26 protein-coding genes are annotated in these 26,725 nt (G+C 74.6%); 12 read left to right on the forward strand and 14 right to left on the reverse strand.

The genetic code is table 11. The annotated features are described in order from the left end of the window. Window positions 1-29 precede the first annotated feature (29 nt). Complete coding sequence (locus O7619_RS28220) at window positions 30-779, reverse strand: YidC/Oxa1 family membrane protein insertase (protein WP_282284481.1); 750 nt, start codon at window positions 777-779, stop codon at window positions 30-32. Window positions 780-900: 121 nt separating this feature from the next. Beyond that, the gene (locus tag O7619_RS28225; RefSeq protein WP_282288974.1) at window positions 901-1,176 is read right to left on the reverse strand and encodes a DUF6412 domain-containing protein; all 276 of its coding nucleotides are present in this window, start codon (window positions 1,174-1,176) and stop codon (window positions 901-903) included. A gap of 160 nt (window positions 1,177-1,336) precedes the next feature. Between O7619_RS28225 and O7619_RS28230 the strand changes: the two genes are divergently transcribed. The 4 genes from O7619_RS28230 to O7619_RS28245 all read left to right on the forward strand — a co-directional run bounded on the left by O7619_RS28230 (window position 1,337) and on the right by O7619_RS28245 (window position 5,915). After that, window positions 1,337-2,488: a glutamate--cysteine ligase gene (locus tag O7619_RS28230; RefSeq protein WP_282284482.1), complete on the forward strand. Its 1,152-nt coding sequence runs from the start codon at window positions 1,337-1,339 to the stop codon at window positions 2,486-2,488. Between the two features lie 41 nt (window positions 2,489-2,529). Further along, window positions 2,530-3,897, forward strand: a complete 1,368-nt coding sequence (locus O7619_RS28235) for an FAD-dependent oxidoreductase (RefSeq protein WP_282288975.1) — start codon at window positions 2,530-2,532, stop codon at window positions 3,895-3,897. 121 nt (window positions 3,898-4,018) lie between these two features. Further along, complete coding sequence (locus tag O7619_RS28240) at window positions 4,019-5,035, forward strand: DUF559 domain-containing protein (RefSeq protein WP_282284483.1); 1,017 nt, start codon at window positions 4,019-4,021, stop codon at window positions 5,033-5,035. Window positions 5,036-5,039: 4 nt separating this feature from the next. Further along, window positions 5,040-5,915, forward strand: a complete 876-nt coding sequence (locus tag O7619_RS28245) for an aminoglycoside phosphotransferase family protein (RefSeq protein WP_282284484.1) — start codon at window positions 5,040-5,042, stop codon at window positions 5,913-5,915. A 1-nt stretch (window position 5,916) separates the two neighbouring features. On the opposite strand, the gene O7619_RS28250 is transcribed toward O7619_RS28245, so the two are convergent. Together O7619_RS28250 and O7619_RS28255 are read right to left on the reverse strand one after the other, a co-directional pair. After that, window positions 5,917-6,726, reverse strand: coding sequence for a DNA-formamidopyrimidine glycosylase family protein (locus O7619_RS28250; RefSeq protein WP_282284486.1), 810 nt, complete (start codon window positions 6,724-6,726; stop codon window positions 5,917-5,919). Window positions 6,727-6,782: 56 nt separating this feature from the next. After that, complete coding sequence (locus tag O7619_RS28255; protein WP_282284487.1) at window positions 6,783-7,034, reverse strand: hypothetical protein; 252 nt, start codon at window positions 7,032-7,034, stop codon at window positions 6,783-6,785. Between the two features lie 152 nt (window positions 7,035-7,186). Between O7619_RS28255 and O7619_RS28260 the strand changes: the two genes are divergently transcribed. From O7619_RS28260 to O7619_RS28275, 4 genes are all read left to right on the forward strand, one after another. Next, a complete protein-coding gene (locus O7619_RS28260) occupies window positions 7,187-7,429 on the forward strand; it encodes a hypothetical protein (protein WP_282284488.1) in 243 nt (80 codons plus the stop codon). A gap of 238 nt (window positions 7,430-7,667) precedes the next feature. Next, on the forward strand, window positions 7,668-8,432 hold the full coding sequence (locus tag O7619_RS28265; protein WP_282284490.1) for a cellulose binding domain-containing protein: 765 nt from the start codon (window positions 7,668-7,670) through the stop codon (window positions 8,430-8,432). A 50-nt stretch (window positions 8,433-8,482) separates the two neighbouring features. Continuing rightward, the gene (locus tag O7619_RS28270) at window positions 8,483-9,919 is read left to right on the forward strand and encodes an RICIN domain-containing protein (RefSeq protein ID WP_282284492.1); all 1,437 of its coding nucleotides are present in this window, start codon (window positions 8,483-8,485) and stop codon (window positions 9,917-9,919) included. A gap of 105 nt (window positions 9,920-10,024) precedes the next feature. Then, the gene (locus tag O7619_RS28275; protein ID WP_282284494.1) at window positions 10,025-10,819 is read left to right on the forward strand and encodes a DUF4190 domain-containing protein; all 795 of its coding nucleotides are present in this window, start codon (window positions 10,025-10,027) and stop codon (window positions 10,817-10,819) included. 474 nt (window positions 10,820-11,293) lie between these two features. Here the strand turns inward: O7619_RS28275 and O7619_RS28280 are convergent, their stop codons facing one another. Then, window positions 11,294-11,572 (reverse strand): hypothetical protein, encoded by a 279-nt coding sequence (locus O7619_RS28280; protein ID WP_282284495.1) that lies wholly within the window; start codon window positions 11,570-11,572, stop codon window positions 11,294-11,296. 136 nt (window positions 11,573-11,708) lie between these two features. Between O7619_RS28280 and ddaH the strand changes: the two genes are divergently transcribed. Beyond that, window positions 11,709-12,524, forward strand: a complete 816-nt coding sequence (gene ddaH, locus O7619_RS28285; protein ID WP_282288976.1) for a dimethylargininase — start codon at window positions 11,709-11,711, stop codon at window positions 12,522-12,524. Continuing rightward, complete coding sequence (gene rocD / locus O7619_RS28290) at window positions 12,524-13,738, forward strand: ornithine--oxo-acid transaminase (protein ID WP_282288977.1); 1,215 nt, start codon at window positions 12,524-12,526, stop codon at window positions 13,736-13,738. Before ddaH ends, rocD begins: the two co-directional genes overlap by 1 nt. 61 nt (window positions 13,739-13,799) lie before the next feature. Here rocD and O7619_RS28295 read toward each other — a convergent pair whose 3' ends face one another. From O7619_RS28295 to O7619_RS28305, 3 genes are all read right to left on the reverse strand, one after another. Further along, entirely contained in the window at window positions 13,800-14,945 is a 1,146-nt protein-coding gene (locus O7619_RS28295) for an FHA domain-containing protein (RefSeq protein ID WP_282284497.1), read from the reverse strand. 106 nt (window positions 14,946-15,051) lie between these two features. Next, window positions 15,052-16,104, reverse strand: a complete 1,053-nt coding sequence (locus O7619_RS28300) for an acyl-CoA desaturase (protein WP_282284499.1) — start codon at window positions 16,102-16,104, stop codon at window positions 15,052-15,054. Window positions 16,105-16,239: 135 nt separating this feature from the next. Beyond that, window positions 16,240-16,506 (reverse strand): helix-turn-helix transcriptional regulator, encoded by a 267-nt coding sequence (locus O7619_RS28305; protein ID WP_282284500.1) that lies wholly within the window; start codon window positions 16,504-16,506, stop codon window positions 16,240-16,242. Between the two features lie 54 nt (window positions 16,507-16,560). Here O7619_RS28305 and map point away from each other — a divergent pair, with 54 nt between their 5' ends. Further along, entirely contained in the window at window positions 16,561-17,370 is an 810-nt protein-coding gene (gene map, locus O7619_RS28310; protein WP_282284502.1) for a type I methionyl aminopeptidase, read from the forward strand. A gap of 22 nt (window positions 17,371-17,392) precedes the next feature. On the opposite strand, the gene O7619_RS28315 is transcribed toward map, so the two are convergent. The 6 genes from O7619_RS28315 to O7619_RS28340 form a co-directional block, all read right to left on the reverse strand. Beyond that, window positions 17,393-18,040 carry a hypothetical protein gene (locus O7619_RS28315; protein WP_282284504.1) on the reverse strand — a complete coding sequence of 216 codons (648 nt, stop codon included), beginning with the start codon at window positions 18,038-18,040 and terminating at the stop codon, window positions 17,393-17,395. A gap of 218 nt (window positions 18,041-18,258) precedes the next feature. Next, window positions 18,259-19,404, reverse strand: coding sequence for an IS110 family transposase (locus tag O7619_RS28320; protein ID WP_282282765.1), 1,146 nt, complete (start codon window positions 19,402-19,404; stop codon window positions 18,259-18,261). Window positions 19,405-19,584: 180 nt separating this feature from the next. Then, window positions 19,585-22,722 (reverse strand): hypothetical protein, encoded by a 3,138-nt coding sequence (locus O7619_RS28325; RefSeq protein ID WP_282284506.1) that lies wholly within the window; start codon window positions 22,720-22,722, stop codon window positions 19,585-19,587. A gap of 47 nt (window positions 22,723-22,769) precedes the next feature. Continuing rightward, complete coding sequence (gene cutA, locus O7619_RS28330) at window positions 22,770-23,090, reverse strand: divalent-cation tolerance protein CutA (RefSeq protein ID WP_282284507.1); 321 nt, start codon at window positions 23,088-23,090, stop codon at window positions 22,770-22,772. Between the two features lie 56 nt (window positions 23,091-23,146). Further along, on the reverse strand, window positions 23,147-24,169 hold the full coding sequence (locus tag O7619_RS28335; RefSeq protein ID WP_282284508.1) for a 1-acyl-sn-glycerol-3-phosphate acyltransferase: 1,023 nt from the start codon (window positions 24,167-24,169) through the stop codon (window positions 23,147-23,149). Then, a complete protein-coding gene (locus tag O7619_RS28340; RefSeq protein ID WP_282284509.1) occupies window positions 24,169-25,002 on the reverse strand; it encodes a patatin-like phospholipase family protein in 834 nt (277 codons plus the stop codon). The genes O7619_RS28335 and O7619_RS28340 overlap by 1 nt, the downstream gene beginning before the upstream one ends. Window positions 25,003-25,177: 175 nt before the next feature. On the opposite strand from O7619_RS28340, the gene O7619_RS28345 reads away from it, so the two are divergent. Beyond that, complete coding sequence (locus O7619_RS28345; protein ID WP_282284510.1) at window positions 25,178-26,725, forward strand: serine/threonine-protein kinase; 1,548 nt, start codon at window positions 25,178-25,180, stop codon at window positions 26,723-26,725.

Below are 26,725 nucleotides of genomic sequence, written 5' to 3' on the forward strand. Positions count from 1 at the left end.
CGAGTTCTACGCGCCCGTCCCCGCATTTGTCAACGCTTGTCGATGGCCGCCACCTGCGGTCGCCGCAGCACCCCCTGCTCCAGCGCGGTCCACGCGGTGGTGGTGACCAGGTAGAGCACCGCCGCGAGCGGCACCACGAGCGCCACCAGCACGGTGCCGTAGGGCAGCAGCGGCATCAGCCGCCCGAGCACGGCCGCACCCGGCCCGCCGCCGTCCGGCACGCCACCACCGGCGCCGGCGGTCGCGGCGGCCAGCCGGCGCGTCCGCCGGGACGACCACCAGGCCAGCGCCAGCAGCGCGGCCAGCAGCACCCCGAACACGGCCGGCACCGGGCCGGCCAGGCCGTCGCCGAGATGCCACCCCAGCGGTACGCCGGCCAGCCGCTCCCCCACCAGCTCCGGCGCGCCGTCCCCGGTGGCGAAGAGGCGGTACATGACCATGAAGAACGGCGCCTGCAACAACGCCGGCAGGCAGCCCGCGACCGGGCTCGCCCCGGCCTGCCGGTAGAGCGCGAACAGCTCGCTCTGGAGGCGGGCCGGATCGTCGGCGTACCGGCGCTGGAGATCGCGGACCGCCGGGGCGAGCGCCGCGCGACGCCGCTCCCCGCGGACCTGGGCCAGGGTGAGCGGCGAGATCAGCAGCCGGACCCCGACGGTGAACAGGACGATGGCGGCGGCGGTCGCGGCGCCGCCGGAGAGCGGGGCGAGCGCGTCGGCGAGCCAGGTGACGACGGCGGCGGCGGCCGAGGCCGCAGTGTGCAACGGTGCGAAAGCGAGCATGGGTAGACCCCTCGGTCCGGTTCCGGACGCCCCGGGCGCGCGACGGCGCGCCGGAGGGCGGATGACGACGGAATCGGCCGCGCAGCCACGCCGGCGGACGCCGGTGCGGTCGGGGACGTGGCTAGGCGGCCGAGAGGCCCAGCCCGGGCGCGCGCGGGCGCGGACGGCCCGGCGCGTCCGGATCGACCTGCCGGGGCACCTGACGGCTCCGGGCGCGGGCGCGCAGGGCCGCGGCGTGCCGGGTGCCGGGCGGCGTGGGCAGCGCCCGCACCCGCAGCGCGATCACCGTGGCCAGCAGCAGCGCGGCGACCACTGCCGCGCCGGCCAGCAACCCCGCCGGCCGGTCCGCGACCAGGGCGAGGGCGTACGCCCACGGCCCGCTCACCAGCGCCAGCATCCCTGCCACCCGCTCACCCTAGAACGTCGTGTCACCCCGGGCCGGCCCGCGCGAGCGCCAGCCGGGCCGACACGCCGCCGGGTGCGTTTCCGGCCACCGACACGGTGGGTAACAGGGCGTCGACCACACGGCACGGCGCCGTGCCGGTCGGAAGGAGACGGTGGTGGCGATGAGCGGCTCAGTGGCGGAGCGGGAACGGGACGCCGCGCCGGAGGGCGGGACCGACCTGCTGACGGTCGGCGTCGAGGAGGAGTTCCTGCTCGCCGACCCGCATACCGGCGCCGCCGTGCCCGCCGTCGAGCTGGTCATGGAGCAGGTGCCGGCCGAGCTGCGGGGCCAGGTGGAACGCGAGTTCCAGACCAGCCAGATCGAGATCGGCAGCCCGCCGGGGCTGGACCTGTCCTCGATCCGGCACTCGCTGTCGATGCTGCGCGCCGAGCTGGCCGACGCCGCCGAGCGGGCCGGCGTACGGCTGTTGGCGATCGGCACCGGGCCGGTCGACGGGCCGGTCCCGGCGGTGGTGGACAAGCCCCGCTTCGACCGGATGATCGAGCGGTTCCGGCTGCTGGTGCCCGGCCCCGGCAACAACGGCATGCACGTGCACGTGGGCGTACCCGACCCGGACACCGGCGTCCAGGTGCTCAACCACGTCCGGCCCTGGCTGCCGATCCTCCAGGCGGCCACCGTCAACTCCCCGTTCGCGCGCAGCGCGGACACCGGCTACGCGAGCTGGCGTTCGATCGAGTGGGAACGCTGGCCGTCCGTCGCGCCCACGCCCTACCTGGAGTCGCACGAGCACTACCAGCGACTGATCCGGCAGCTCATCGCCAGCGGCGTGATGCTGGACGAGGGAATGCTCTACTGGTATGCCCGGCTCTCCGCCAGGTACCCGACCGTGGAGATCAGGATCGGTGACGTCTGCCCGTCCGTGGACGACGCGATCCTGGTGGCCGCGCTGGCGCGCGGGCTCGTCGCGACCGCGCTCACCGACATCGCCGCCGGCCGGTCGCCCGTCAACACCGACCACCACCTGCTGGTGGCGGCGCACTGGCGGGCCGCCCACGACGGGCTGGAGGGCGAGGGCGTGGACCTGCACGACGGCGAGCTGCGGCCGGCCTGGGAGCTGCTGGACCGGTTGGTCGACCGGATCCGCCCGGAGTTGGCCCGGCACGGCGACCTCGACCGGGTGACCGAGCTGCTCGGCGGGCTGCGCCGGCACGGCACCGGCGCGGCCCGGCAGCGGGAGGTGTTCGCGCGTACCGGCGACCTGGCCGACGTGGTCGCGGACGTGGCCCGGCAGACCCGTGGTTGAGCCCGCCCGCGGCGCCGGCCGGGCGTGACAGGATGAGCGGCGTGGCGGAGCGGATGATCGTCATCGGCGGCGACGCCGCCGGCATGTCGGCGGCGTCGCAGGCGCGGCGCCGCCGCGGCCGGGCCGATCTGGAGATCACCGCGTTCGAGCGGGGACACTTCACCTCCTACTCGGCCTGCGGCATCCCCTACTGGATCAGCGGCCTGGTCCCGGAACGCGACCAGCTCGTCGCCCGCACCCCGGCGGCCTTCCACGACGACTACGACATCGACGTCCGGATGCGCCACGAGGTGACCGCCATCGACCTGGGCCGCCGCGAGGTGGTCGCCCGGGACCTGGACGGCGGCGGCGAGATCCGCGCCGGCTTCGACACCCTGGTGTACGCCACCGGCGCCACCCCGGTGCAGCCGGAGTGGGCGCGCGACGACGTGGCCGGCGTGTTCGGCGTGCAGACCCTCGACGACGGCGAGGCGGTGCGCGACTGGCTGGAACGCGAGCCCCGGCCGCGGCACGCGGTGGTGGTCGGCGGCGGCTACGTCGGCGTCGAGATGGCCGAGGCGCTCGTCTACCGCGGGCTCTCCGTCCAACTGGTCGAGCAGGCCGCGCAGCCGATGTCCACCGTCGACCCGGACATGGGCGAGCTGGTGGCCGAGGCGATGCGCGGCACCGGCATCGGCATCCGCACCGGGCTGACCGTCACCGGCCTGACGGAACGGGACGGCCGGATCGCCGCGGTGGTCACCGACGAGGGGCCGATCCCGGCCGACATCGTGGTGCTGGGTCTCGGCGTACGCCCCAACACCGCGCTCGCCGAGGCCGCCGGGCTGCCGCTCGGCCCGTCCGGCGGGATCCGGGTGGACCGGCGGATGCGGGTGACCGGGGTGCCCGGCGTGTGGGCGGCCGGCGACTGCGTGGAGAGCCTGCACCGGGTCAGCGGCATGCCGGTGCACATCCCGCTCGGCACGCACGCGAACAAGCAGGGCCGCGTCGCGGGGATCAACATCGGCGGCGGGTACGCCACCTTCCCCGGCGTGATCGGCACCGCGGTCACCAAGGTCTGCGACCTGGAGGTGGGGCGCACCGGGCTGCGGGAGCGGGACGCCGCCGAGGCCGGCTTCGAGTTCGTCACCGTGCTGGCCGAGTCGACGAACCGGGCCGGCTACTACCCGGGCGCGCGGCAGATGACCGTGAAGCTGATCGCCGAGCGGCCCAGCGGGCGGCTGCTCGGGGCACAGATCGTCGGCTGGTCCGAGGCGGCCAAGCGGATCGACGCGCTGGCGGTGGCGCTGTGGAACGGCATGACGGTGGACGAGATGACCGCGCTCGACCTCGGTTACGCGCCCCCGTACGCCCCGGTCTGGGACCCGGTGCTGATCGCCGCCCGCAAGGCCGTCGACGCCCTCGGGTAAGGCGGGGCCCCCGCTTAACGCTTCCGGTATAGGAAGGGGCCCCGCTTAACACCCGCTCGGCCGGGTGCCATGTGCCGTTCCGGGGCGGACACGCGGACGCCAGGGCCTGTGGAATCGATTGGTGCGGATACCGGGAGACGACGCGTCGCGGCTGGAATGGTTGTTGTTCGGGCAGTCCGAGGTGCTCACCTGGGCCCAGGCGACGGACGTCCTGCCGCCGGGTCGGGTCCGGCACCTGGTGGCGAGCGGTCGCTGGCACCGGGTGTGTCGCGGGATCCTGCGAGCCGCGCCGGGCGGCCCGTACACCCGGGAGCAGCACTTGTGGGTCGCGGTGCTGGCGGCGGGCGACGGCGCGGTGCTCGCCGGGCTGGCCGCCGCGCGGGCCGGCGGCCTGCGGGGGATGTGGCGGCACGACGCGGTCGACGTCCTGGTGCCGCACCAGCGCCGGGCGGTCGGCCCGATCCGCCGGCTGCCGCCGGGCTTGCCGGCGGTACGGGTCCGTCGGGCGCGTCACCTGCCCGCCACCGACCGCCAGGTGGGCCGGCCGGCCCGTACCAGCATGGCGCGCTCATTGGTGGACGCGGCCGGATGGGCGCGTACGGATGACGAGGCGCAGGCGATAGTCGCGGCCGGCTGCCAGCAGCGGCGGGTGACCCCGGCGGAGCTCGGCGCGGTGCTGGACCGGCTGCCCCGGGCGCGGCGGCGGCACCTGATCCGGCAGACGCTGCACGACGTGGCCGGCGGCGCGGAGGCGTTGTCCGAAATCGACCTGGTGCGGCTCTGCCGCCGCCAGGGGCTGCCGGTTCCGGACGGGCAGGAGCGTCGTCGGGACGCCGACGGCCGGCAGCGTTACCTGGACGCCTACTGGCGGCGCTGGCGGCTGCACGTGGAGGTGGACGGCGCACATCACATGGACGTCCGGCACTGGGCGGCGGACCTGCGCCGGCAGAACCGGGTCTGGATCGAGGGCGACCGCATCCTGCGCTTCACCGCGTTCGACGTCCGGCACCGACCGTCCGAGGTGGTCGCCCAACTCCACGCCGCCCTGACCGCCGTCGGTTGGCGCCCCGCACCTTTGGGTGCGGTTGTTGCTGCCCTGGCGACAACAACCGCACCCAAAGCCCGTCGGGCAGGATGAGCGGGTGCGGTGGGAGATCCCGGCGGGACTGCGGTGGACCGAGCGGACACCTGTGGGGCGGGCGTGGCTGGCGGAGCTGCCCGACCGGCTGGCGGAGTGCCTGGCGCGGTGGGAGCTGACCGACGTCGGACCACCGTTCGCCTACGCCTACGCCTCGCTCGCCCTGCCGGCCGAGCTGCCGGACGGCACGCGGGCGGTGCTGAAGGTGCAGTACCCGGACGACGACAGCGTCCACGAGGCCACCGCGCTCGCGCACTGGGCCGGGCGGGGCGCGATCCGGCTGCTCGCCCACGACGTCGACCGGCGGGCGCTGCTGGTCGAGCGCTGCGACCCGGGCACCCCCCTGCACACGCTGCCGGCCGACGCCGCGCTCGACGTCGCGGTCGGCCTGCTGCCCCGGCTGGCGGTGCCGGCCGGCCCACCGTTCACACCGCTCGCCGAGGAGGCCGCCGGCTGGGCCGAGCGGATGCCGGTCAAGTGGCGCCGGGCCAACCGTCCGTACGAGCGGAGGCTGCTCGACGCGGCGCTCGGGATGCTCGCCGACCTCGCCCCGAGCCAGGGCGAGCAGGTGCTCGTCAACCAGGATCTGCACGCCGGCAACGTGCTCGCCGCCGGGCGCGAGCCGTGGCTGGTCATCGACCCGAAGCCGCTTGTCGGCGAGCGGGAGTTCGCGGTCGTGCCGCTGGTCCGCGGCGCCGAGCTGGGCCACTCCCCGGCGGCGGTACGGCACCGGCTCGACCGGCTCAGCGCCGAACTGGGCCTGGACCGGGAGCGGGTACGCGGCTGGGCGATCGGGCAGACCGTGGCCTGGAGCATCGACGGCGAGCAGGTTTTCCCCGGCAACGTCGAGGCGGCCCGCTGGCTGCTCGACGAGACGTGACTCAGCCGGCCTGGCAGGTGGGGCACCAGTAGAGGTTGCGCCCGGCCAGTGAGCCCCGGCTCACCTCGGTCCCGCAGACGTGGCAGGGCGCGCCGGGCCGCCGGTAGACGTACACCTCGCCGCCGTGCCGGTCGACCCGGGGCGCCCGGCCGGTCGCCTCCGGCAGGTCCGCGTCGCGCACGGTGTCGATCCGGCCGCGCTCGACCGCCCGGGTCATCAGCGTCACCAGGTCCGCCCAGAGTTCCGCCCAGCCGGCCGGGGTCAGCTCCCGTCCGGGCAGCAGCGGGGGCACCCCGGCGCGGAACAGCGCCTCGGTCACGAAGATCAGGCCGGTGCCGGCCACCACGGACTGGTCCAGCAGCAGGGCGGCCAGCGGGGTGGTGCTGCGCCGGATCCGCGCGTACGCCCGGTCCGGGTCGGCGTCGCCGCGCAGCGGGTCGGGGCCGAGCCGGCCGCGCAGCGCCGCCACCTCGGGCGGGGTGAGCAGCTCGCAGGCGGTGGGTCCGCGCAGCTCCAGCCAGTTGCGGTCGCTGTGCAGGCGCAGCCGCACCTGCCCGACCGGGGGCGGCGGCTCCCCCGGCCCGTCCGCGAACTTCCCGTACAACCCCAGGTGTACGTGCAATACCAGCTCGCCGGCGTAGTGGTGCAGCAGGTGCTTGCCGTACGCCTCGGTGTGGTCCAGGACGGTGCCGGTGAGCCGGGCGGCGCCCTCGGCGAAGCGGCCCTGCGGGCTGTCGGCGTGCACCTTGTCGCCGGCGAACAGCTCGGCGTGCCGGGCGGCGAGCCGGTGGATGGTGTGTCCCTCTGGCACGTACCAAGCGTAGTCAGCCGTTGTCACGCCCGCCGGGCGACCGCCGCCCGGTCGCATCAGCGCGGGTGGTCCAGGTCGCCGGCGAGGGCACCGGTCGGATAGACGTACACATGTCCGCAGGGCCGCGACACCCCGGGCTCCAGACCCGCCGGGTACGCGGCCAGCCCGGCTCCGCCGAACGCGGCGACGGCGGGCGCGGCATGCGCGTCGCAGGTGTACGCGCAGCCGTCCAGGGAGTCCGCCGTGTACAGCTCGATCCGGACGGCCGCCGGATCCCCGCGGTCGGACAGGGTGGGTAGGGTGCTCACGGGTCGCCTCCTCGTAGGCGATCAAGGCCCTCGGCCAGCGGCGCAATCGCTGTCCGAGGGCCGCTTGCGTGACGCCAAATTACCATCTCCCGTTTGGCCAATCAAGAGTAACGGAAGTCGTGTCTGACTTGGCCAGTGAGATCATCTACGGTATGGCCAACCGACTGGCGGATGCGGTACGCGCGTTTCACCTGGCGCAGGCCACCGCCGCTGCCTCTGCCCAGCGCGCAGCCGAAGATCGGGAGAAGGTCGGCGCGGCCCGCGAGCAACTCGCGACAGCCATCGCGGAGGCATCCAGGAGCGGCATGCGGCAGGTCGACATCGTGCGGGTGACCGGCTACACGCGCGAACGCGTGCGTCAGATCCTTCGCTCCCACGGCATCGCGCCCGACTAGCCGCCCAGCACCACCTCTCGCAGGCCACGCCGTGGGACTCCGTTGAATCGACGCCTGTCGAATGACAGACTGACTCCAGTCGCGCTCGGGAGCCGGTGCGAGCCGCTCGATCCAGCAGGAGAGTGACGCGCGGGGTGGTGCGCCACCCGGCGCCGGGCAGTCCCTCTCCGGCAGTCCGCCGTGCCGCCATTCCCGCCGATCACGCCGCGGGGCGGGGCTCTCAGTGCAGGAGAAACAGATGCTTCGTACGCTCGGCGCGGCTCTGGCCGCCGCGCTCACCCTGACCGGCCCGGCCACCTCGGCCGGGGCCGTCCAGCCGCCGACCGTCCAGCCGCCCGCCGTCGCGGCGGCGACGCCGACTCCCGGCGCGACGCCGACGCCCGGTCCGACGCTGACGTGCCCGCCGGCACTGCCGGTCAGCGGCCGGGTGAGCGGTGCCACCATGACCAGCCTCACCATCACCTACTCGCTGATTCTCTTCCCGCCCTGCGGCTACGACGCGCCGATGCTCGTCACCCTCTTCGCCAGCCGGGAGGACGCCACCGCGTGGCGCGACCCGGTGGCCGAGGCCGTCTCCGGGCCGGAGCGCTCCGGGGACGTGACCATCGACGGGCTGACGCCCGGCACCGACTACTGGTTCCGGTTCAGCGACACGCACGGCACGCGGGATCCGTACCTCATTGGCGGCCCGGGCCGGACGCTGTCGACGTGCGCCGCGTCGGCCACGATCGACAATCAGTGGTACGGCGGTTTCATCGCCACGGTCACCGTGCGCAACACCGGCACCGAGCCGATGCAGGGCTGGCTCGTGAAGTGGCGGTGGTCCGGTGACGAGCGCATCCAGACGATCTGGGGCGGGGTGGCGGAGGTCACCGGTCAGGACGTCGCGGTCCACAACGCCTCCTGGAACGGGACGCTGGCGCCGGGCGCCTCGACGTCGTTCGGCCTGTACGCGACGTCCAGCGCGACGCCCGCCGCCATCACGCCGGTCTGCGGCCGGTGACCGGCGTGTGGTCGACGGCTCGGACGGTCCCCGACGGCGGGAACGGTCGGTTGGGTGGGCGCGGACGCCTGCTGGCGGCCAGTCTGGCGCTGGTCGTGGCCCTGGCGACGGTGGTCGGGCCACCCACGGCCGCGCTGGCGGCGCCGGTGACCGTCACCAACGGCACACAGTTCACCGACACGAGCGGCGCGGTGGTGCACGCGCACGGCGGCGGCGTCCTCAAGGTCGACAACTACTACTACTGGTTCGGCGAGAACCGCAATCCGGACAACACCTTCCGGGCGGTGTCCGTCTACCGCTCCACCGACCTGCGCACCTGGGAGTTCCGCAACAACGTGCTCACCCAGTCGTCGGCCGCCGAGCTGCAACGGTCCAACATCGAGCGACCGAAGGTCATCTACAACGCCGCCACCGGCCGGTTCGTGATGTGGATGCACAAGGAGAACGGGTCGGACTACGGCGAGGCGCGGGCCGCCGTCGCCTCGTCGGCCACCGTGGACGGCACCTACACCTATCACGGCAGCTTCCGGCCGTTCGGGCAGCACATGTCGCGGGACATCACGCTCTACAACGACAACGGCACCGCGTACATGATCTCGGCCGCCAACGAGAACCGGGACCTGCACATCTACCGGCTCACCTCGGACTATCTCAACGTCGCCAGCCTGGTGGGCAACTTCTGGGCCGGCGCGACCCGCGAGGCGCCGGCGATGTTCAAGCGCGGCAGCACCTACTTCCTGCTGACGTCCGCGGCGACCGGCTGGAGCCCGAACCAGGCCAGGTACGCCACCGCGACGAGCATCTCGGGACCGTGGAGCGGCTGGACCGACGTGGGCAACAACACCACCTTCAGCTCCCAACCGGCCTTCGTGCTGCCGATCCAGGGCACCTCCACCACCAGCTACCTGTACATGGGTGACAGGTGGGCGGGCGCCTGGGGCGGGCCGGCCAACGACTCGCAGTACGTGTGGCTGCCGATCAGCTTCCCGACCGCCACCAGCATGAGCCTGACCTGGTATCCGTCGGTCACCATCGACACGGCCACCGGGACGGTCACCGGCAGCGCGCCCACCACCTACCGCGTCACCGCCCGGCACAGCGGCCGGGTGCTGGACGTGATGGACAACTCCACCGCGAACAACGCCGAGGTCAAGCAGTGGAGTTGGAACGGCGGCGGCAACCAGCGGTGGGAGTTCCAGGACGCCGGCGGCGGCTGGTTCCGCCTCGTCAACGCCAACAGCGGCAAGTGTCTCGATGTCGCCGGCGCGTCCACCGCCGACGGTGCCAACATCATCCAGTACACCTGTAGCAGCGGCGCCAACCAGCAGTGGCAGTGGGCCGCGCTCGGCGGCTGGTTCCAGCTCCGGGCCCGACACAGCGGCAAGTGCCTGGACGTGGTCAACTCCGGCACCGGCGACGGCGCGGACGTCCAGCAGTACACCTGCGGGAGCGGCGCCAACCAGCAGTGGTCACGCACCCAGTCCTGACAGCCATCGGGAGTCGGCACCCCCCCCCCGGGTGTCGACTCCCGCGCGTCGGGGTACCTCCTACTGTCATGCGCGGCCGCCGCGCCTGGACGAGGAGGTGCCATCATGAATATCCTGTCCCGCCGGAACGGCCCGGTGCGAGACGACGTGAACGGCGACGGCGTGGTCGACGACCGCGACCGGACCGCCGACGAGACGGCCGGAAAGCCGGTCGCCACCGATCGCGGCGCGGAGCGGACCACGTACCGCAGCGCGGCCACGGCCAGCGAGGACGAGCGCGCCCGGGACACCGCGACGATGACCGACGGCGCGCGTACCACCGCCGCCCCGGCGACCGCGAGCGACCCGGACGACGACGCGCGGCGGCGCGCGGCCGACCGGGGCGCGACAGCCCGCACGCTCACCGGCCACCGCCCGGACACCGACACCCGGACCGCGCGAGCCGACACCCGGACCGCCGGTACGGTGACCGAGCCGGCCGCGGACCGCACCCTGGACCTGGACCGGGACGGCAGGCCGGACCGTCCGGTCGACCGCGAGCCCGGGTCGGACCGGCCGGAGCCGTACACCACCAAGCGACCCCGGGCCAGCCTGCTCGCCACGCTCGGCCTGGTCGTGTCCGTGGTCGGCGCGCTCTTCGTGCTCTCCGGCACTTTGGCCGGCTACGGCATCGGGCTCGGCGCGGTCGGCGCGGTGCTCGCCGTGCTGGGCCTGATCGCCACCCGACGCCGGCACGTGGCCGGCAAGACCGACGCGCTCATCGGCATCGCGGTCGGCCTGGCCGCCGTGGTGCTCGGGGTGGTGGCGATGACCGGCCAGTTCGACTGGCCGACCACGGACGGCGAGTGGGTGGGTCGCTTCCGCGAGTGGCTTGATTCACAGTTTGCCGATCGGTTCTGACGGGCACTGTTGCGATCACCGGCAGCGCCGGAAGCCCGACCAGCTCCGGTGGTTCACCGGCCGGGCAACACCTCTTTCGGGGGCGGCGATTCGCCGCCCCCGAAGCGTGTCCGCCCCACCCGGCTCCCGGCTCCAAATCTTGGAAGCGCGCGGCCCCCGGAGGGCCCAGTTCTTCCCAGTCACCTGGTCTCTTCGGGACGCCCCGCAGGCGTGAAACGGGCAACTGGCCGCCCGGTGGTCCGTTCTCCGGCCGGGCCTCGTGCGCGGAAGGGCGGGGCGGCGATCGTCTTGACCACGATCAACACCAGTTCGGTGACGTGGTGGCATCGCCGGTGGTCGGATACCGCCACCTCACCGAACTGGCGTCCAGCCCACCGACGCCTCCCGAGCGCCGTGGGTATCAAGACGGGCCAAACGGGTGCAAGGTGGGCCTATTGCCGGTCAGATCTCCATCTATCTCAGCAGACGGAACGATCATCTCTGCTGATGGGAGTTGGAGGCGGGGGACGCCAGTTCGCCGAAGTAGCGGCCACCAGAGCGGTCTGATGCCGCCACCTCGCCGAAGTGGCGCGCCCCAACGAGCGCAACCAGCGCCACGAACCCAACGAACGCCACGAACCCGACGAGCGCCACGAACCCAACAAACGCGGCGAACCCGACGAGCGCCACGAACCCAACAAACGCGGCGAACGACGCGGACGTAGGCGCCTGGGAGAGCGTAGACGCAATGATCCGCCGGATCTGACGGCGCACACGCAATGATTCGCCGCTCGACGCAAAGCCTCACGGTGGATGTCGTCGCACCGGGACGCATACGGTTGAGCCACGGCGCCAGCCCGTGGGCCGACCGTGGCCGGGCGCGCCCGACCCTGGGAGCACCTCAATGACGATGGACGCCACCCGCCAGCGCTTTCTGATGTGCCGGCCGACGTACTTCGCCGTCGACTACGCGATCAACCCCTGGATGGATCCCACCGCACCGGTCGACGCCGCCCTGGCGATCCGCCAGTGGGAGCAACTCCACCAGACGTACCTCGACCTGGGCCACGAGGTCGACCTGATCGAACCGGTCGCCGGCCTGCCGGACATGGTCTTCGCGGCCAACGGCGGCACGGTGATCGACGGCAAGGCGATGGCGGTGCAGTTCCGCGACCCGCAGCGCGCCGACGAGGCCCCCGCCTACCGGGCGTGGTTCGAGGCCGCCGGCTTCGAGACGTACGACCCGAAGCACGTCAACGAGGGCGAGGGTGACGTCCTGCTGGTCGGCGATCACCTGCTCGCCGGCACCGGGTTCCGCACGGCGCACGCCTCGCACGCGCAGCTCCAGGAGGTCTTCGGCTATCCGGTGGTGACCATGCAGTTGGTGGACCCCCGCTTCTACCACCTGGACACCGCGCTCACCGTGCTCGACGAACGGACCGTGGCGTACCTGCCGGAGGCGTTCTCCCCGGGCAGCCGCGCGGCGCTGCGCCGGCTCTTCCCGGACGCGATCCACGCCACCCCGGCCGACGCCGAGGTGCTCGGCCTGAACGCGGTGAGCGACGGCCGGCACGTGGTGCTGCCCGCGCAGGCCACCGACCTGGCCGCGAAGCTGCGCGACCGGGGCTACGAGACCATCGGGATCGACCTGTCCGAGCTGCGTAAGGCCGGCGGCGGACCGAAGTGCTGCACGTTGCGACTCCGTCAGGGAAAGGCGATCAAGTGATCATCGACGACATGCTGCGCACGCCCTCGGCGGTCCGGGACGCGGAGCGCCACACGGCGCACAACTACCACCCGCTGCCCGTGGTGATCTCGTCGGCCGAGGGCGCCTGGTTGACCGACGTGGACGGACGCCGCTACCTGGACTGCCTGGCCGGCTATTCGGCGCTGAACTTCGGCCACCGGCACCCGAAGCTGATCGAGGCCGCGCACGCGCAGCTCGACCGGCTCACGCTCACCAGCCGGGCGTTCATCCACGACCAGTTCGCCGACTTCTGCCGGGAGTTGGCCGCGCTCTGCGGCAAGGAGCTGGTGCTGCCGATGAACACCGGCGCCGAGGCGGTGGAGACCGGCATCAAGGTCGCCCGCAAGTGGGGCTACCAGGTCAAGGGCGTCGCCCCGGGCCAGGCCAACATCGTGGTGGCGGAGGGCAACTTCCACGGCCGCACCACCACCATCGTCAGCTTCTCCACCGATGAGGACGCGCGCGCCGACTTCGGGCCGTACACGCCGGGCTTCACCGTGGTCCCCTACGGCGACCTGGACGCGATCGCCGCGGCGATCGACGAGAACACGGTGGCCGTGCTGCTGGAGCCGATCCAGGGCGAGCAGGGCGTCGTGGTGCCGCCGGCCGGCTACCTGCCGGGGGTCCGCGAGCTGTGCACCGAACGCAACGTGCTGTTCGTCGCCGACGAGATCCAGTCCGGACTGGGCCGCACCGGCTCGACGTTCGCCTGCGACCTGGAGGGCGTCGTCCCGGACGTGTACCTGCTGGGCAAGGCGCTCGGCGGCGGCATCGTGCCGGTGTCGGCGGTGGCCGCGAACGCCGACGTGCTGGGCGTGCTCCAGCCGGGCCAGCACGGCTCGACGTTCGGCGGCAACCCGCTCGCGTGCGCGGTCGCCACCGAGGTGGTCCGGCTGCTCGCCACCGGCGAGTTCCAGCGGCGCTCGGCCGAGCTGGGCGAGCGGCTGCGGACCGGCCTGGAAGGGCTGCTCGGCAAGGGCCTCGTCGCCGTCCGGGTGCGCGGCCTCTGGGCCGGCGTCGACATCGACCCGGCGCTGATGACCGGCCGGCAGGCGTGCGAGCGGCTGATGGAGCGCGGTGTGCTGGCGAAGGACACCCACGGCTCGACCATCCGGCTCGCCCCGCCGCTGGTGATCACCGCCGACGAGATCGACCACGCGGTGGCGCAGCTCGCCGCCGTGCTGGCCGGCTGATCCCCGTACCCCGGGAAGGGCGCCGGGCCCACGACGGTCCCGGCACCCTTCCCGTGGGTGGTCAGGGACGCGGCAGCCGCATCGCCATGGTCGGCGCCTCGGCCATCACCGAGTTCGGGGCGTACGTCGCGTCGCTCGTCGTCTCGGCGGCGCGGCCCACCTGCACGCCCGGGTACAGCTCGATCAGGTCACCCTCGCCGAGCGTCCGGGACTGCTGCGGGGGCAGGGGGATGCGGTCCGTCTCGGCCATGGACCCACCCGGCCGGATGCCGGAGCCGTTGGTGCTGGTGTCGGTGACCACCACCTCGCCCCCGCGCCCCAGGTCGAAGCGGACGTGGCTGCGGCTGATCCAGCGCCGGGCCTCGTCGTTGAGCCACTGGCCGAGTTGCACCCCACCGGGACCGTCCGGCGCCCGCCCGACCGCCACCGGGTCGGCCTCGGTGAGCACGAACCGCTTGCGCACCAGCCCGCCGATCCGCACCGCCAGCACCTCGCTGCGCGGGCGCGGTCCGGCGTCGGAGAGGCGGCTGCCGTGCCGGGGGCAGGTCGGCGCGCCGGTACGCAGCGTGGGCGGCGGCTGCTCGGACGGGACCCGGTCGATCGCGGCCAGGTCGGCGAACGCGCCACCGCCGCCGCCGAACAGCGCGCACCCCGGCTCGGGGCAGCGCCACTTGCGGGAGAGCAGCTTGACGCCGGCCGGCGAGCGACTGCCGGTGCTCGGGTCCTGGCCGCCGCCGACGTGCGCGATGAACACCGGCCCACCGGCGCCGGGCACCGGGGCGAGCGCCCGGCCGGCCTGGCCGAGCCACGGGTAGCGGCCGACGAGGCCGTCGAGCCGGGCCCGGGTCAGCACCGGCAGCCCGAGCAGGTCGGCCACCTCGAGCATCCGGTCGCCGGGCTGGTCGAGCACCTCGACCAGGCCGTCGTCGGCCCAGCGGCGGACCACCATCCGCTCGTTGGAGGTCAGGTCGGCGTCGGACAGCAGCGCCCGGTGCACGATCGCGTAGACCTGGACGCTGTCCTCGCCGATCTGCCGGGACAGCGCGTCGATCACCATCCCGAGCCGCAGCAGGCTGGCCGGCCGACCGCCGTCCAGGTTCTGCCACCGGATCACCTCGGCCAGGTCGACCACGGCCCGGGCCAGCGCGGGATCGGTGCAGACCCGCCCCTCGATGGCGTCCAGCACCTTGCTGATCTCGAATCTCATGCCGCGCTCCGCACCATGTCGCGCCCGTCCACCATGCGACGACCCTACCGGCAGGCGCCCACACCGGGCGGGGGTCGTCCCCGACGCCCCGCCCGGACCGCCGGGCTCAGCCCGCGCGCAGCGGTCGCCCCACCTCGTGCAGGTGCGCCAACCCCTGCCGGTACGACTCGACGAGCCCGGTCTCCGCGTAGGGGATGCCCTGCTCGGCGCAGTACGCCCGGACCAGCGGTCGGGCCCGGCGCAGGTTGGCCCGGGGCATGTTCGGGAACAGGTGATGCTCGATCTGGTAGTTCAGGCCGCCGAGCGCCAGGTCGACGAACCGGCCGCCGCGCACGTTGCGCGCCGTGAGCACCTGCTTGCGCAGGTAGTCGAGGTCGTCGTCGGCGGTCGGCATCGGCATGCCCTTGTGGTTGGGGGCGAAGGCGCACCCCATGTAGAGGCCCCAGAGCCCCTGGTGGACGGCGGCGAAGAGCAGCGCCTTGCCCGGGGACATCACCGCCAGCAGCAGGCCGACGTAGCCGACGCCGTGCGCCGCGAGCAGCAGCGCCTCCACGGCCCGGTGCCGCACCGGGACCCGCCACCGGCCGTCCGGCTCCCGGCCGGTGAGCGCCCGGACGCTCGCCACGTGCAGCGCCAGCCCTTCCAGCAGGAGCAGCGGGAAGAACAGCCACGCCTGTCGCCGGGCCATCCACCGGCTCAGGCCCCGGGTCGCCGTCACCTGCTCGTACGTCCAGACCAGCGCGCCGGCGCCGACGTCGGGGTCCTCGTCGGCGTGGTTCGGGTTGGCGTGGTGCCGGTTGTGCTTGTCCACCCACCAGCCGTAGCTGAGCCCCACGGCGAGGTTGCCGGCGACCAGGCCGGCCACCTCGCTGGGCCCGCGCCGGCGGAACATCTGCCGGTGCCCGGCGTCGTGCCCGAGGAACGCCACCTGGGTGGTGGCCACCGCCATCACGGCTGCCAGCGGTAGCTGCCACCAGGTGTCGCCGAGCACCGCCACCAGCGCCCAGCCGACCAGGAAGGCGCCCAGGGTGCCGACGATGCGGACCGCGTACCGGCCGGGACGTCTGTCGAACAGCCCCGCCTCGGCGACCCGGCGGGACAGGCGCGCGTAGTCGCTGCCCCGCCGGGTGGCCGGTGCCGCCAACGTCGAAGAACTCATCCGATGTCGCCCCCCGGTGCCGCGGATCGCACCGGTGCGCGACCCTCCGTCACCAATCCTGGCGTCTTTGGTAGCGCTGGGTAATCCCGTCAGCCCCCGGGTCCGGGGTGGTGCTATCCCTACCGGAACGACCGGTCAGGACGCCTGTCGGACACGCATGTCGGCCAGCCACACGTCGGCCAGTGCGCCGAGGGGGACGTCGAGGGCCTTGCTCAGGCAGACCACGGTGCCGAACGCCGGTGCGGGCAGGCGGCCCGCCTCGATCTTGCGGAGCGTCTCGGGGGAGATGCCGGCCGCCAGGGCCACCTCGACCAGGCTGCGGCCGGCCCGCGCGGACCGGAGGGCGACGCCGAGGCGCTGGCCCGCGGCGATCTGTTCGGCGGTGAGTGGCTGGCGAACCATGGCAGCAGGATAGCCCTCTCCGGACGGCGCGAACGGGCGTGGTATAAAAATACCGTGATCGAGCTCAAGTCCACCGATGAGATCGCCCGCATGGCGGTGACCGGCCAGTTCGTCGGCGAACTGCTCGCCGAGCTGAGCAGCGTCGCCGCGGTCGGCGTCAACCTGATGGACATCGAGCGCCACGCCCGCCGCCGGATCGCCGAGCGCGGCGCCGAGTCCTGCTACTGGGACTACTCCCCCTCGTTCGGTCGCGGCCCGTTCCGCAACGTGCTGTGCCTGTCCGTGAACGACGCGGTCCTGCACGGCCTGCCGCACGACTACGTGCTGCGCGACGGCGACCTGCTCAGCATCGACATGGCCGTCACCATCGACGGCTGGGCCGCCGACTCCGCGCTCTCCTTCGTCGTCGGCACCCCCGACCCGGCCGACCTGAGGCTGATCGAGGCCACCGAGGTCGCCCTGGAAGCCGGCATCGCCGCGGTCCGACCCGGCGGGCGACTCGGCGACGTCTCGGCCGCGATCGGCGAGGTCGCACACTCCTACGGCTACCGGGTCAACGGCGAGTTCGGCGGCCACGGCATCGGGCGCACCATGCACGAGGCTCCGCACGTGGCGAACAGCGGCCGACCCGGTCGGGGCCTGAAGCTCAGCCCGGGCCTCGCCATCGCCATCGAGCCCTGGCTCTGCCGCAGCACCGACGAGATCCGGGTCGACGAGGACGGCTGGACGATCCGCTCCGCCGACGGCTCCCGCACCGCCCACTCCGAGCACACGGTCGCGGTCACCGAGACCGGCCCGCGGGTGCTGACCCGCCGCCCGGCCCCCGCCGACCGCACCGACCGCCCGGTGGCGACCGCGTCCTGAACCGACCCCACCAGGCTCACAGTCAGCCCAGCCGCGCCACGGCCGCACGCAGCCGGGTCAGGTCGCGGCGACGCCGCTCGTACGTGGCGGCCAGGCCGATCAGCAGCAGCCCGCCGAGCCCGAGGAAGATCCACCGGGGCAGCAGGTCCCACCCGCGGGCCAGCTCGTGCAGGGCCAGCGGCACAAGCGTCGCCGCTCCCAGCACCACGGGTGCCTGCCAGCGCCGGACCGCCCCGCCGAGCACCGCGCCGAGCGCCGCCACGCCGAGCGCCAGCCGGCGCAGCGGTTGCGGGTCCGGCGCGGCCAGCACCGAGACGAGGCTCGGCAGCAGCGCCGCGCCGAGCCCCGGCCCGAGCGCGAGCCAACTGGTCAGCCCGGGCCGGTGCCGCAGCGCCACCAGACCGGCGCCGAGGGCCAGCGCCGCCGCCGGCACCGTGTACGCCTCCAACACCGCCACCCCACCGGCGGCCAGCAGCAGCCAGCCGCCGAGCAGCTCACTGCCGGCCGCGACCGCCGCGAGCCGGCGACGCCCGGCCGGCGTCTCCCCCCGCCGCAGCACCCGCACCGCCACCACCGCGCCCCACAGCACGCAGACCGCCGCCGCGTGTCGCAGCGCCCCACCGGCGAGCAGCAGCGCCAACAGCGCCGCCCCGTGCGCCGCCGCCTCCACCCCCGCCGCCCCGAGCGCCCACCCCGCCGCCCGCTCCCCCGACCGCTCCGCCGACCGCTCCGCCGACCGCTCCGTCGACCGCTCCGTCGACCGCTCCGTCGACCGCTCCGTCGACCGCTCCGTCGACCGCTCCGTCGATCTTGGAGTTGTGGTGCCCGCGATGTCGGGATAGCGAGTTTTGCGACCAACCACAAGTCCAAGATCTGTGAAGGTTTCTGTCAAGCGGTGGTTTCGAGAGTGCGCCAGATTTGGCGGGCTATGTAGCGTTTGAGGCTGCGGGTGATCTCGGCTGGGGTGCGGCCTTCGGTGGTGCGGCGGTTGATGTAGTCCTTGGTGGGTTGGTGGCATCGTTGCCGGGCTTTGGCGATGGTGTGTAGGGCGGCGTTGAGGGTCCGGTCGCCGCCTCGGTTGAGGCGGTGGCGGGTGATACGCCCGGAGCTGGCGGGGATGGGGCTGACGCCGGCGAGTGAGGCGAAGGCGGCTTCGTTGCGGAAACGGCCGGGGTGTGACCAGGCGGTCAGGGCGATCGCGGCGGTGACGGGGCCGATCCCGGGCTGGTCGAGCAGAGTCGGGCAGAGCTTGTCGACCATGGTGCGGATCTCGGTGAGATTGGCTTTCAGGAGCCGTTCGAGGATCAGGATCTGCTCGGCGAGGGCTGCCAGTTGAGTGCGACGCAGTCGGTCGAGGCCGCTGCCGCTGCCGCTGGTGGTGGTGGTGGTGAGGGTGGTGGCGTGGTGGACCTGTCGCAGGGTGCTCAGGCCACGCATCTGTGAGCGGAGGTCGTCGTCGGCGGTGAGGATCACCGATTTGAACAAGTTGATGGTGGCGGTGCGGGTGTCGCTGTAGTGGCGGCGGCAGACGAGCAGCAGGCGCAGGGCTTCCCGGTCGCCGTCGGCGCGGGGCGCGGCGACGTGGTCGGCGGCCAGCACGCCACGAGCGGCGTGCACAGCGTCCAACACGTCGGACTTGCCGCCTCGCCGGCGGCGACCGGCAGCGGGTTTGGGTGCTTCCAGGACGTCCTCGCCCGCGGCGCGCAGGACGCGCAGCAGGCCGACACCGTGACACCGGGCGCCGTCCAGGGCCCAGGCCCGCCGGCCCGTTCCCAACCCCGTCGTCTGCCGGCCGGCCCAGGCCAGCAGGACAGCGGCGCCGTCATCGGTGGCCGGCACGGTGATCTCGGTCAACACCGTCCCGACCGGGGTGAGCACCACAGCGGTGTGCGTATCGGTATGGGTATCCACACCGATGACCGCGTCGACACGCTCGGCCAGACGTTCTGCCAGGATAGGAAGCACGGACGGTTCTCCCTTGCACGGGACGACGTTCGGACGGCGTCGGCCCGGGAGACGATCACCCGGCGGCACATCTGTGATGAGTCACGCGACACGGGCTGCACACCCCTGTCACGGACAGGCTTCTGATCAGGCCAACAAGGTGGGCCGGGCCGACGCCGGCAACCCACGAGGACAAGTCGACTCCACGGCACACCATCTGACAGCGGCCAGATCTTGGATGAGTCACTCGTCGATCACCAACGTCGAACCCTACCGATACCAGCCTCCCGGAACCGGCCCACCTATAGAAGCGTCGACGAGCCGAGGGGTGCCCTGCAGTGCCGGCGCCGCGTGCAGGGTCACGGCCGCGACGGCCAGGACCGTGAACCCGGCGGTACGCAGCGGCAGCCCGGCGGCCAGCGGCGCGGTGACCGCGAAGCCGGTGGCCGCGACCACGGCGCCCAGCCAGCCGGTGAACCGGACGGCGGCCGGTCGGCCGGTCACCCCCACCACGGTGCCGGCCACCACGAGCGCCCCCAGCGCGGCGAGCGTGCCGGCACGGGTGGCGAGCAGCCCACCGAACCCGAACCCGCCGAGCACCATCCCCAGCGGCAGCAGCACCGCCACGGCGCGCGCACCCGCCGGCACACCGCACGCACCCGTTGGCGCACTGCGCGAGCCCGTCGGCGCACTGGGCGCACCCGCCGCCGCTACCGCGCGTGTCCCCACCGGCAGCGCCGGGCGCGACCCGGCCACCGCGACGGTCAGCAGCGCGCCCAGCCCGGTCCCGAACGCCACCGCCGGCACCACCGGCCAGGGCGCGCCGGCCGCCGCGAGCAGCACCGGCAGGGCCACCGCGCCGAACGGCAGCCCGGCCAGCGCCGGCAGCCACCGGCCGGACACCCCAGCGCCGGACGCCCGCGCGCGATCCACCCCGACCCGGGCATCGTCCGCACCGAACCCGACCCGGGCGTCGTCCGCACCGAACCCGGCTCGGGCGTCGTCCGTACCAGCCCCGGCCCCGACCCGAGCGTCGTCCGCACCGACTCCGGCTCCCGCGCCGACCTGGGCGCGGCCCGCCGGGACCCCGGTCGCCAATCGGGTGTACGCCGCCGCGGCGGCACCCAGGAGCAGCAGCACCAGACCGGCCCGGGCCGTCTCCGCGGCAGCCACCGTGCCGGCGGGCGGCCCGGACCAGGGCCGGACCGGCAGGCTCCCCAGCACCGCCAGCGCGGCGGGCGCGGCGGCCAGCACCGCCATCCCGGCCAGCACCCCACCGACCACGCGAACCGCCACCGCCCGAACCGCCACCGCCGGCCGGGCCCCGCCACCGGCGGCCAGCGCCAACCACACCCCCGTCACGGCGTAGAGCCCCACCGGCTCCCGGCCCGCCACGACCAGCGGTCCGAGTCCGATCGCGGCGAGCGCCACCGCCAGCCCCGTCGAGGCGTACCCGCTCAGGTCGGGCCACCGGCGGCGGACCGCGACGACGGCGGCCACCGGCAGCACGACGGCGGCGGTCCCGCCCCGGAGCTGCCACCAGGCCGGCACGCCCAGGCCGAACAGCGCGACGACAACCACCGCCGGTACCGCGAGCAGCGCCACGGCCAGCGCCACCCCGGCGACGACCGGCTGCGCCCCCGACCCGCGCCGGCCCAGAGCGGCCACCGTTGCGCCGAGTACGGCAGTCACCGCCAGCACCGCGCCGGCCCCGGCCGGCGCGGCGCTACCGACCAGCAGCGCGTGCCCGACCAGCAGCGCGGCGGTCGACGCGGCCACCGGCACGGTGACCCGCCCCCGGCGCGGCCGGACCGTGACGCCCAGCAGCAGCGCGGCGGCCACCACGAGGTCGGCGACAAGCACCACCGGCCAGGGCGTGGTCGCCACCGCCGGCGCGGCGAGGACGGCCAGCCCGGCGGCCACCACCCCGACCATCGGCCGGGCTGCCCGGGGCGCCAGCACCGCCACCGCGCCGGCGACGAGCAGCAGCGCCGGCGACAGTTGCCAGCCCCAGGACGGGACCGCCCAGTCCTGGCCGCCCTGCCAGGCCGGGAAGGAGGCGGTCACGGTGGCCGCGCCGATGACGCCGGTCAGCACCACGACGACCGGGCCGAGGCCGGCGGTCACCGCCAGGGCGCCCACCCGGGGGCCGGTCCGCACCGGCGTCGGCAGCACGCGCACCGCACCCGCGAGCGCCACCACCACCAACCCGGCCGCAAGCAGCAGCAGACCCGGGCGGACGGCGGCGACCGGTCGCAGCAGCGCGACGGCGAGCACCGGCACCAGCAGGCCCGTGGCCTCCGCGCGCAGCACCGGGCCGCCCGCCGTGAACGCGCCCGCGACCAGGGCGAGCGCCACCACCAGCAACGGACCACCGGCCAGCACCGCGACGCCGGCCGCCCGGCCGACGGCCAGCGGCACCAGCGCGCAGCCGGCCGCCAGGGCCAGCGCCACGCCGTGCCCGAGCCAGCCGAGCACCACCCCGGCCCGCACCGCCGGACCGGCCGCAGCCCCCGGGACGACCGCCGCCACGTCGCCGGAGCGCGGCGCGCCACCGGCGATCCGTCGGCGCAGGGCCACCACCACCGCGAGGTCGCCCACCGCCAGGGCGGTCAGGACCAGCGCCCAGCCGGCCGCCGACGGCTTCGACGCCACCGCGGCCAGCGGCAGCACCGGCTGCGCGACCAGCCACGCCGCGAACCACGGCGCGGTGAGTCGACCCAGCCGCCCGTACCCGGCCGCCACGGCCGCGCTCGCCGCACCGACCAGCGCGGCGTACCGGCTGCCCGGCCAGCCGGCCACCCCGAACAGGTTCACCGACCAGGCCGCGTACCCGTCGAGGAGCACCAGCAGCAGCCCGACCGCGGCGATCGTCTCGGCGGTGCCGCGCAGGCCGCGTGCCCGGGCCAGCAGCGGCGCGGCGAGCGCCAGCGCGGTGACGGCAAGCAGGATCAGCGCCCGGCCGGCCACCCCGAACGCGGCCCAGGCGACCGCGGTGAAGACCACCGCGGCGGTGCCGAGCAGCAGTCCACCGAGGACGAAGAGCAGGCCCTGCACCGCCCGGGTGGAGGTCTCCGCGCCGCCGGGGCGGACCGGCGCGGCGGCCGGCGGCACCGGCGGCAGCGGCACGGCAGGCACGGCGGTGGCCGCCGGGCGCGGCGCGGGGATCTCCAGGCGGATCCGGGCGGCAAGCGCCGCCCGCCGCTGCCGGACCGCGGACAGGTGACCCGCCATCTCCTGGTACGCGCGGCGGGCCGCGTCCACCCGCGGGGTCAGCGCGGCGATCTCCCGGTCCAGCCGCACCACCTCGGCCGCGGGCGGATAGGGCGGGCGGCCACAGGCGCGGCAGCCGGCGACGAGGTCGGCCGGGGCGCCGCAGCCGGGACAGGGATAGCCGGTGTTCTCCACCCCGCCAGCTTCACCGACGGCGAAGCGGGCGGACAGAGTAGGCGTACCTAGGGTCGGGTGTGTTCGCGCATCCACGCGGTGTAGTCGGGGTTGCCGCTGTCCTCCCGGCTCACCAGGATCTCCGGCACCTCGTACGGATGGCTGGCGCGAAGCTGGTCGACGAGCGCGTCCACCCGGTCCGGCGTGGTCTTGAACCGCACCCACCACTCGGCGGTGGTCTGGATCGCCGACTGCCACCAGTAGGTGCTGTCCACCGGCCCGCCGACCTGGGCGCACGCCGCCAGGCGCCCGGCGACGGCCGTGGCCGCCAACACGTCCGCCACCCGGCGGGCGTCCACCACCGTCGTCACCACGCAGATCTGGTCCACCAGCGCACCCTACGCGGCATCCGGGCCGCTCCGCCGCAACCGGTGGGTGAAGCCGCTCAGGCGTCGGTCGTGCCGTCCCGGTTCGCCGCGACCCACCCGTCGATCCGGGCCCACCAGTCGAACAGCCAGTCGATGCGTTCCTGCTCTCCGGCGGGGATCTCCTCGGGCGGCACGGACCAGAAGCGCATCACGATCCGCTTGTCCATCGGCAGTTCCCGCCACACGTCCGCGACGGTGAGCATCTGGTCCAGGCCGGTGTGCGCCACGAAGATCACCCCGGCGTCCGGCGCGGCGTCGAGCGCGGCGAGCAGCCCGCCGGGTTGGGGTGCGAGCACGTGCTGCATCCGTTCGGCGCGCAGCGCCATCCGCTCCAGGCCGAGCCGGCGCAGCCGGGCGATCGCGCGCAGCCGGCGGGACGGGGTGAAGTTGCCGCCCTCCGGGAAGATCACGAAGGCGTCGTCGTCGTCGAGGCCGGCGGCCAGGTGCCCGATCTGCCGCACCGCCGAGTCCCGACCGTCCGGGCCGGGCGCGATGAACCGGTTGGGCAGCCGGTTGAGCAGCACGTCGATGGCCGGGTCCCACTGGAGGCTCTCCTTGAGCACGATCCGGGGCTCCCGGTGGAACCAGTTCACCAGCGCGTGGATCAGGATGAACGAGTCGCCCGGGCCGGCGTGCCGGCAGAGCACCAGCTCCGGGCGGCCGGGCAGCGCGGTGTCCGGGTCGGTGCCGACCGCGTCGATGCTCAGCCGCAGCGTCCACCGGGCCTGCCAGAACAGCACCCGCAGGAAGTGGCCGGCGACCACGTAGTGCGCCCGTTGGAAGGCCGGGGACCGTTTGTGCCGGCCGAAGCCGGAGGCCAGCCAGAGCAGGAAGAGGGCGAGCAGCGCCGCGGCGTCCCAGACCAGGTAGACGGCGCCGATCCAGAGCAGCCGCAGCGGACGCAGCCGCCCCGGCACCAGCGGCGACACGGCCAGCGCCAGCAGCGCCCAGCCGGGCAGGGTGGTCACCACGGCGACGGCGAGGAGCACGACGCCCGGCGCGAGCAGCAGCCGACGGATCCAGCGGGGTGGCAGCGACATCAACGCTCCAGCGCGGTGTCCAGGTAGCGGCGGGAGGCGGTGTACGCCCGGCTGATCCGCCGCCCCACCGCCGCCATGTCCCGGTACGCCCACGGGCTGTCGTCACGCGGCTCCAGCCCGCCGGTCGGCAGCACGTGCACCTCGATGCCCTCGGGCAGGGCCGCCATCTCCCGGGCGAACCGGTGCCGGCGGGCGACCTCGAACGCGACCTGGGCGACCTCCCAGGGCCGGCGGGGCGGGCTCAGCTCACGTTCGATCCGGCCCACCTGGAGGACGAAGATCTGCCTCGCCCCGGCCGCCACCGCCTCGCCGACCGGGATCGAGTTGACCACCCCGCCGTCGATGTAGTGCTGCCCGTCGATCTGGGCCGGCGGCAGCAGCCCCGGCACCGAGGCGGACGCGAGCACCGCCGGCACCACCGGCCCGGTGGAGAACCAGTGCTCGGCCGCCCGCTCGATGTGGGCGGCGCAGCAGCGGAACGGCACCGCCAGGTCCGCGAACGTGGTCGCCTCGCCCAACTCGCTCTCCAGCAGCCGGCGCAGCGGGCGCGGCGAGTGCAGGTGGGTACGCGCGGCGAAGCGGCGCAGTTGCCGGGCGACCGAGTCGCCGTACACCTCGCCGGCCTCCGGGGAGGCCCAGAGCCGGACCAGCCGGTCGGTGACCGCCTCGGTCGGGTCGGCGGCCACCAGGACGCCGTTGACCGCCCCGATCGACGTGCCGAGCACCAGGTCGGGCCGGATCCGGGCGCGGAACAGGGCACGCAGCATGCCCACCTCGACCGCGCCCAGCACGCCCCCGCCGCCGAGCACGAACGCCACCGGACCGCCTGCCATGCCGCTCATCCTGGCATGCGGCCGGCCGACCCGCCCGCGCCGCCCGCGCCGGTCCGGTCGATCACGCCTCGCCGTCGCGGGCACGCGGGGTGTGACGGCAGTCGGACGCCCGTTGACAGCCCGGACACATTCGCGCAACCTGATAGCGCTCCCGAGCCCAGGCAGGTGCGAGGCGATGGCGACACTCCAGGCCGGCCGCCTGCTGGCCCGGCGTTACCGGCTCATCGACCGGATCGGTGCCGGCGGCATGTCGGTGATCTGGCGGGCCCGCGACGAGGTGCTCGACCGGGTGGTGGCGGTGAAGGTGCTGGCCCCCTCGCTCGCCGCCGACGCGCGGTTCCGCGACATGGTGCGCGAGGAGGCCCGCTCGGCCGCCCAACTCGACCACCCGCACGTCACGGCGGTGCACGACTACGGCGAGACGGTGGCGCCCGACGGTTCGATCACCTCGTTCGTGGTGATGGAGCTGCTCAGCGGCGAGGAGCTGGAGCACCGGCTGACCGAGGGCCCGCTGCCCTGGCCGGCAGCGGTGGAGACGGGCGCCCAGGTGGCCGAGGCGCTGGCCGCGGCGCACCGGCTCGGCATCGTGCACCGGGACGTCACCCCGGCCAACGTGATGATGACCGGGGTCGGGGCGAAGGTGCTCGACTTCGGCATCGCCACCCGGGTCGGGGCGCCGGACGAGGACGAGGACGGCGGCACGTTCGGCACTCCGGCGTACGTGGCGCCGGAACGGCTGGACGGGGCGCCGGCCCAGCCGGCCACCGACGTCTACTCGTTGGGCGTGCTGCTGTTCGAGACGCTCACCGGCCAGCCGCCGTACCCCGCGGACACCTGGGAGCAGCTCAGCGCCGCGCTGGCGGAGAGCGCGCCGCCCACTCTGGACGACGTACCGGGGCTGCCCCGGCCGGTCGCGGAGATCTGCCTGCGCTGCCTGGCCCGCGACCCGCGGCGCCGGCCCACCGCGCACCGGGTGGCCGCCGTGCTCCGCGACCAGTTGCTGCCCGCCGATCCGCAGGCCGCCACCATGCTGGCGCCGACCGTGACGCTGCCCGCGCTGCCGCCCCGGGCGGCCTCGACGCCGCCGCTGCCGGCGGCCGGCCCGCCGCCACCGTCCGGCCCGCCGCTGCCGTCCGAATCACCGCTGCCGTCCGGATCACCGCCGCCGTCCGGATCACCGCCGCCGTCCGGATCACCGCCGCCGGAGGGGGGCGTGCCGCGCCGATGGCGGGTTCTCGCGCTTGCCGGCGCCGGCGTGGTGCTTGTCGCCGCCGCCGCGTTGCTGGTGCCGGCGCTGACCCCGGACCGGCAGGTCGTCCCGCGGGTGCTGCCGACCGCCGGGCCGGCGGAGACCCCCACCACCGCGTCGCCCGAGCCCGAGACGCCCACCCCCGCGCCGCCGTCCGAGCCGACCAGCCGGCCCACCACCGGCGGCCCGACCGCGCCGGCCGGCGACCCGGCCGACCCGGTCGACCCGGCCGAGCGCGTGGACGGGCTGATCGAGGCCGGGCTGACCGACGGTGAGATCCGCAGCGACGTCGGGGTGGACCTGCGCAACCTGCTGCGCAACGCGGTGGCCGCGAGCGGCGAGGGCGAGGTGACCGCCGCGGTGGAACGACTCCGCGGCAAGATCGCCGAACGGCGGCGTGAGGGCAGCATCAGCCCCGGGTACGCGCGGCAGCTCGACGCCGCCGCGGCCATGCTCGTGGCCGGCCGCACCTGA

Origin of the sequence: Micromonospora sp. WMMD998, assembly GCF_029581235.1 — a bacterium.
In the GTDB taxonomy this organism is placed as follows: Bacteria; Actinomycetota; Actinomycetes; order Mycobacteriales; family Micromonosporaceae; genus Micromonospora.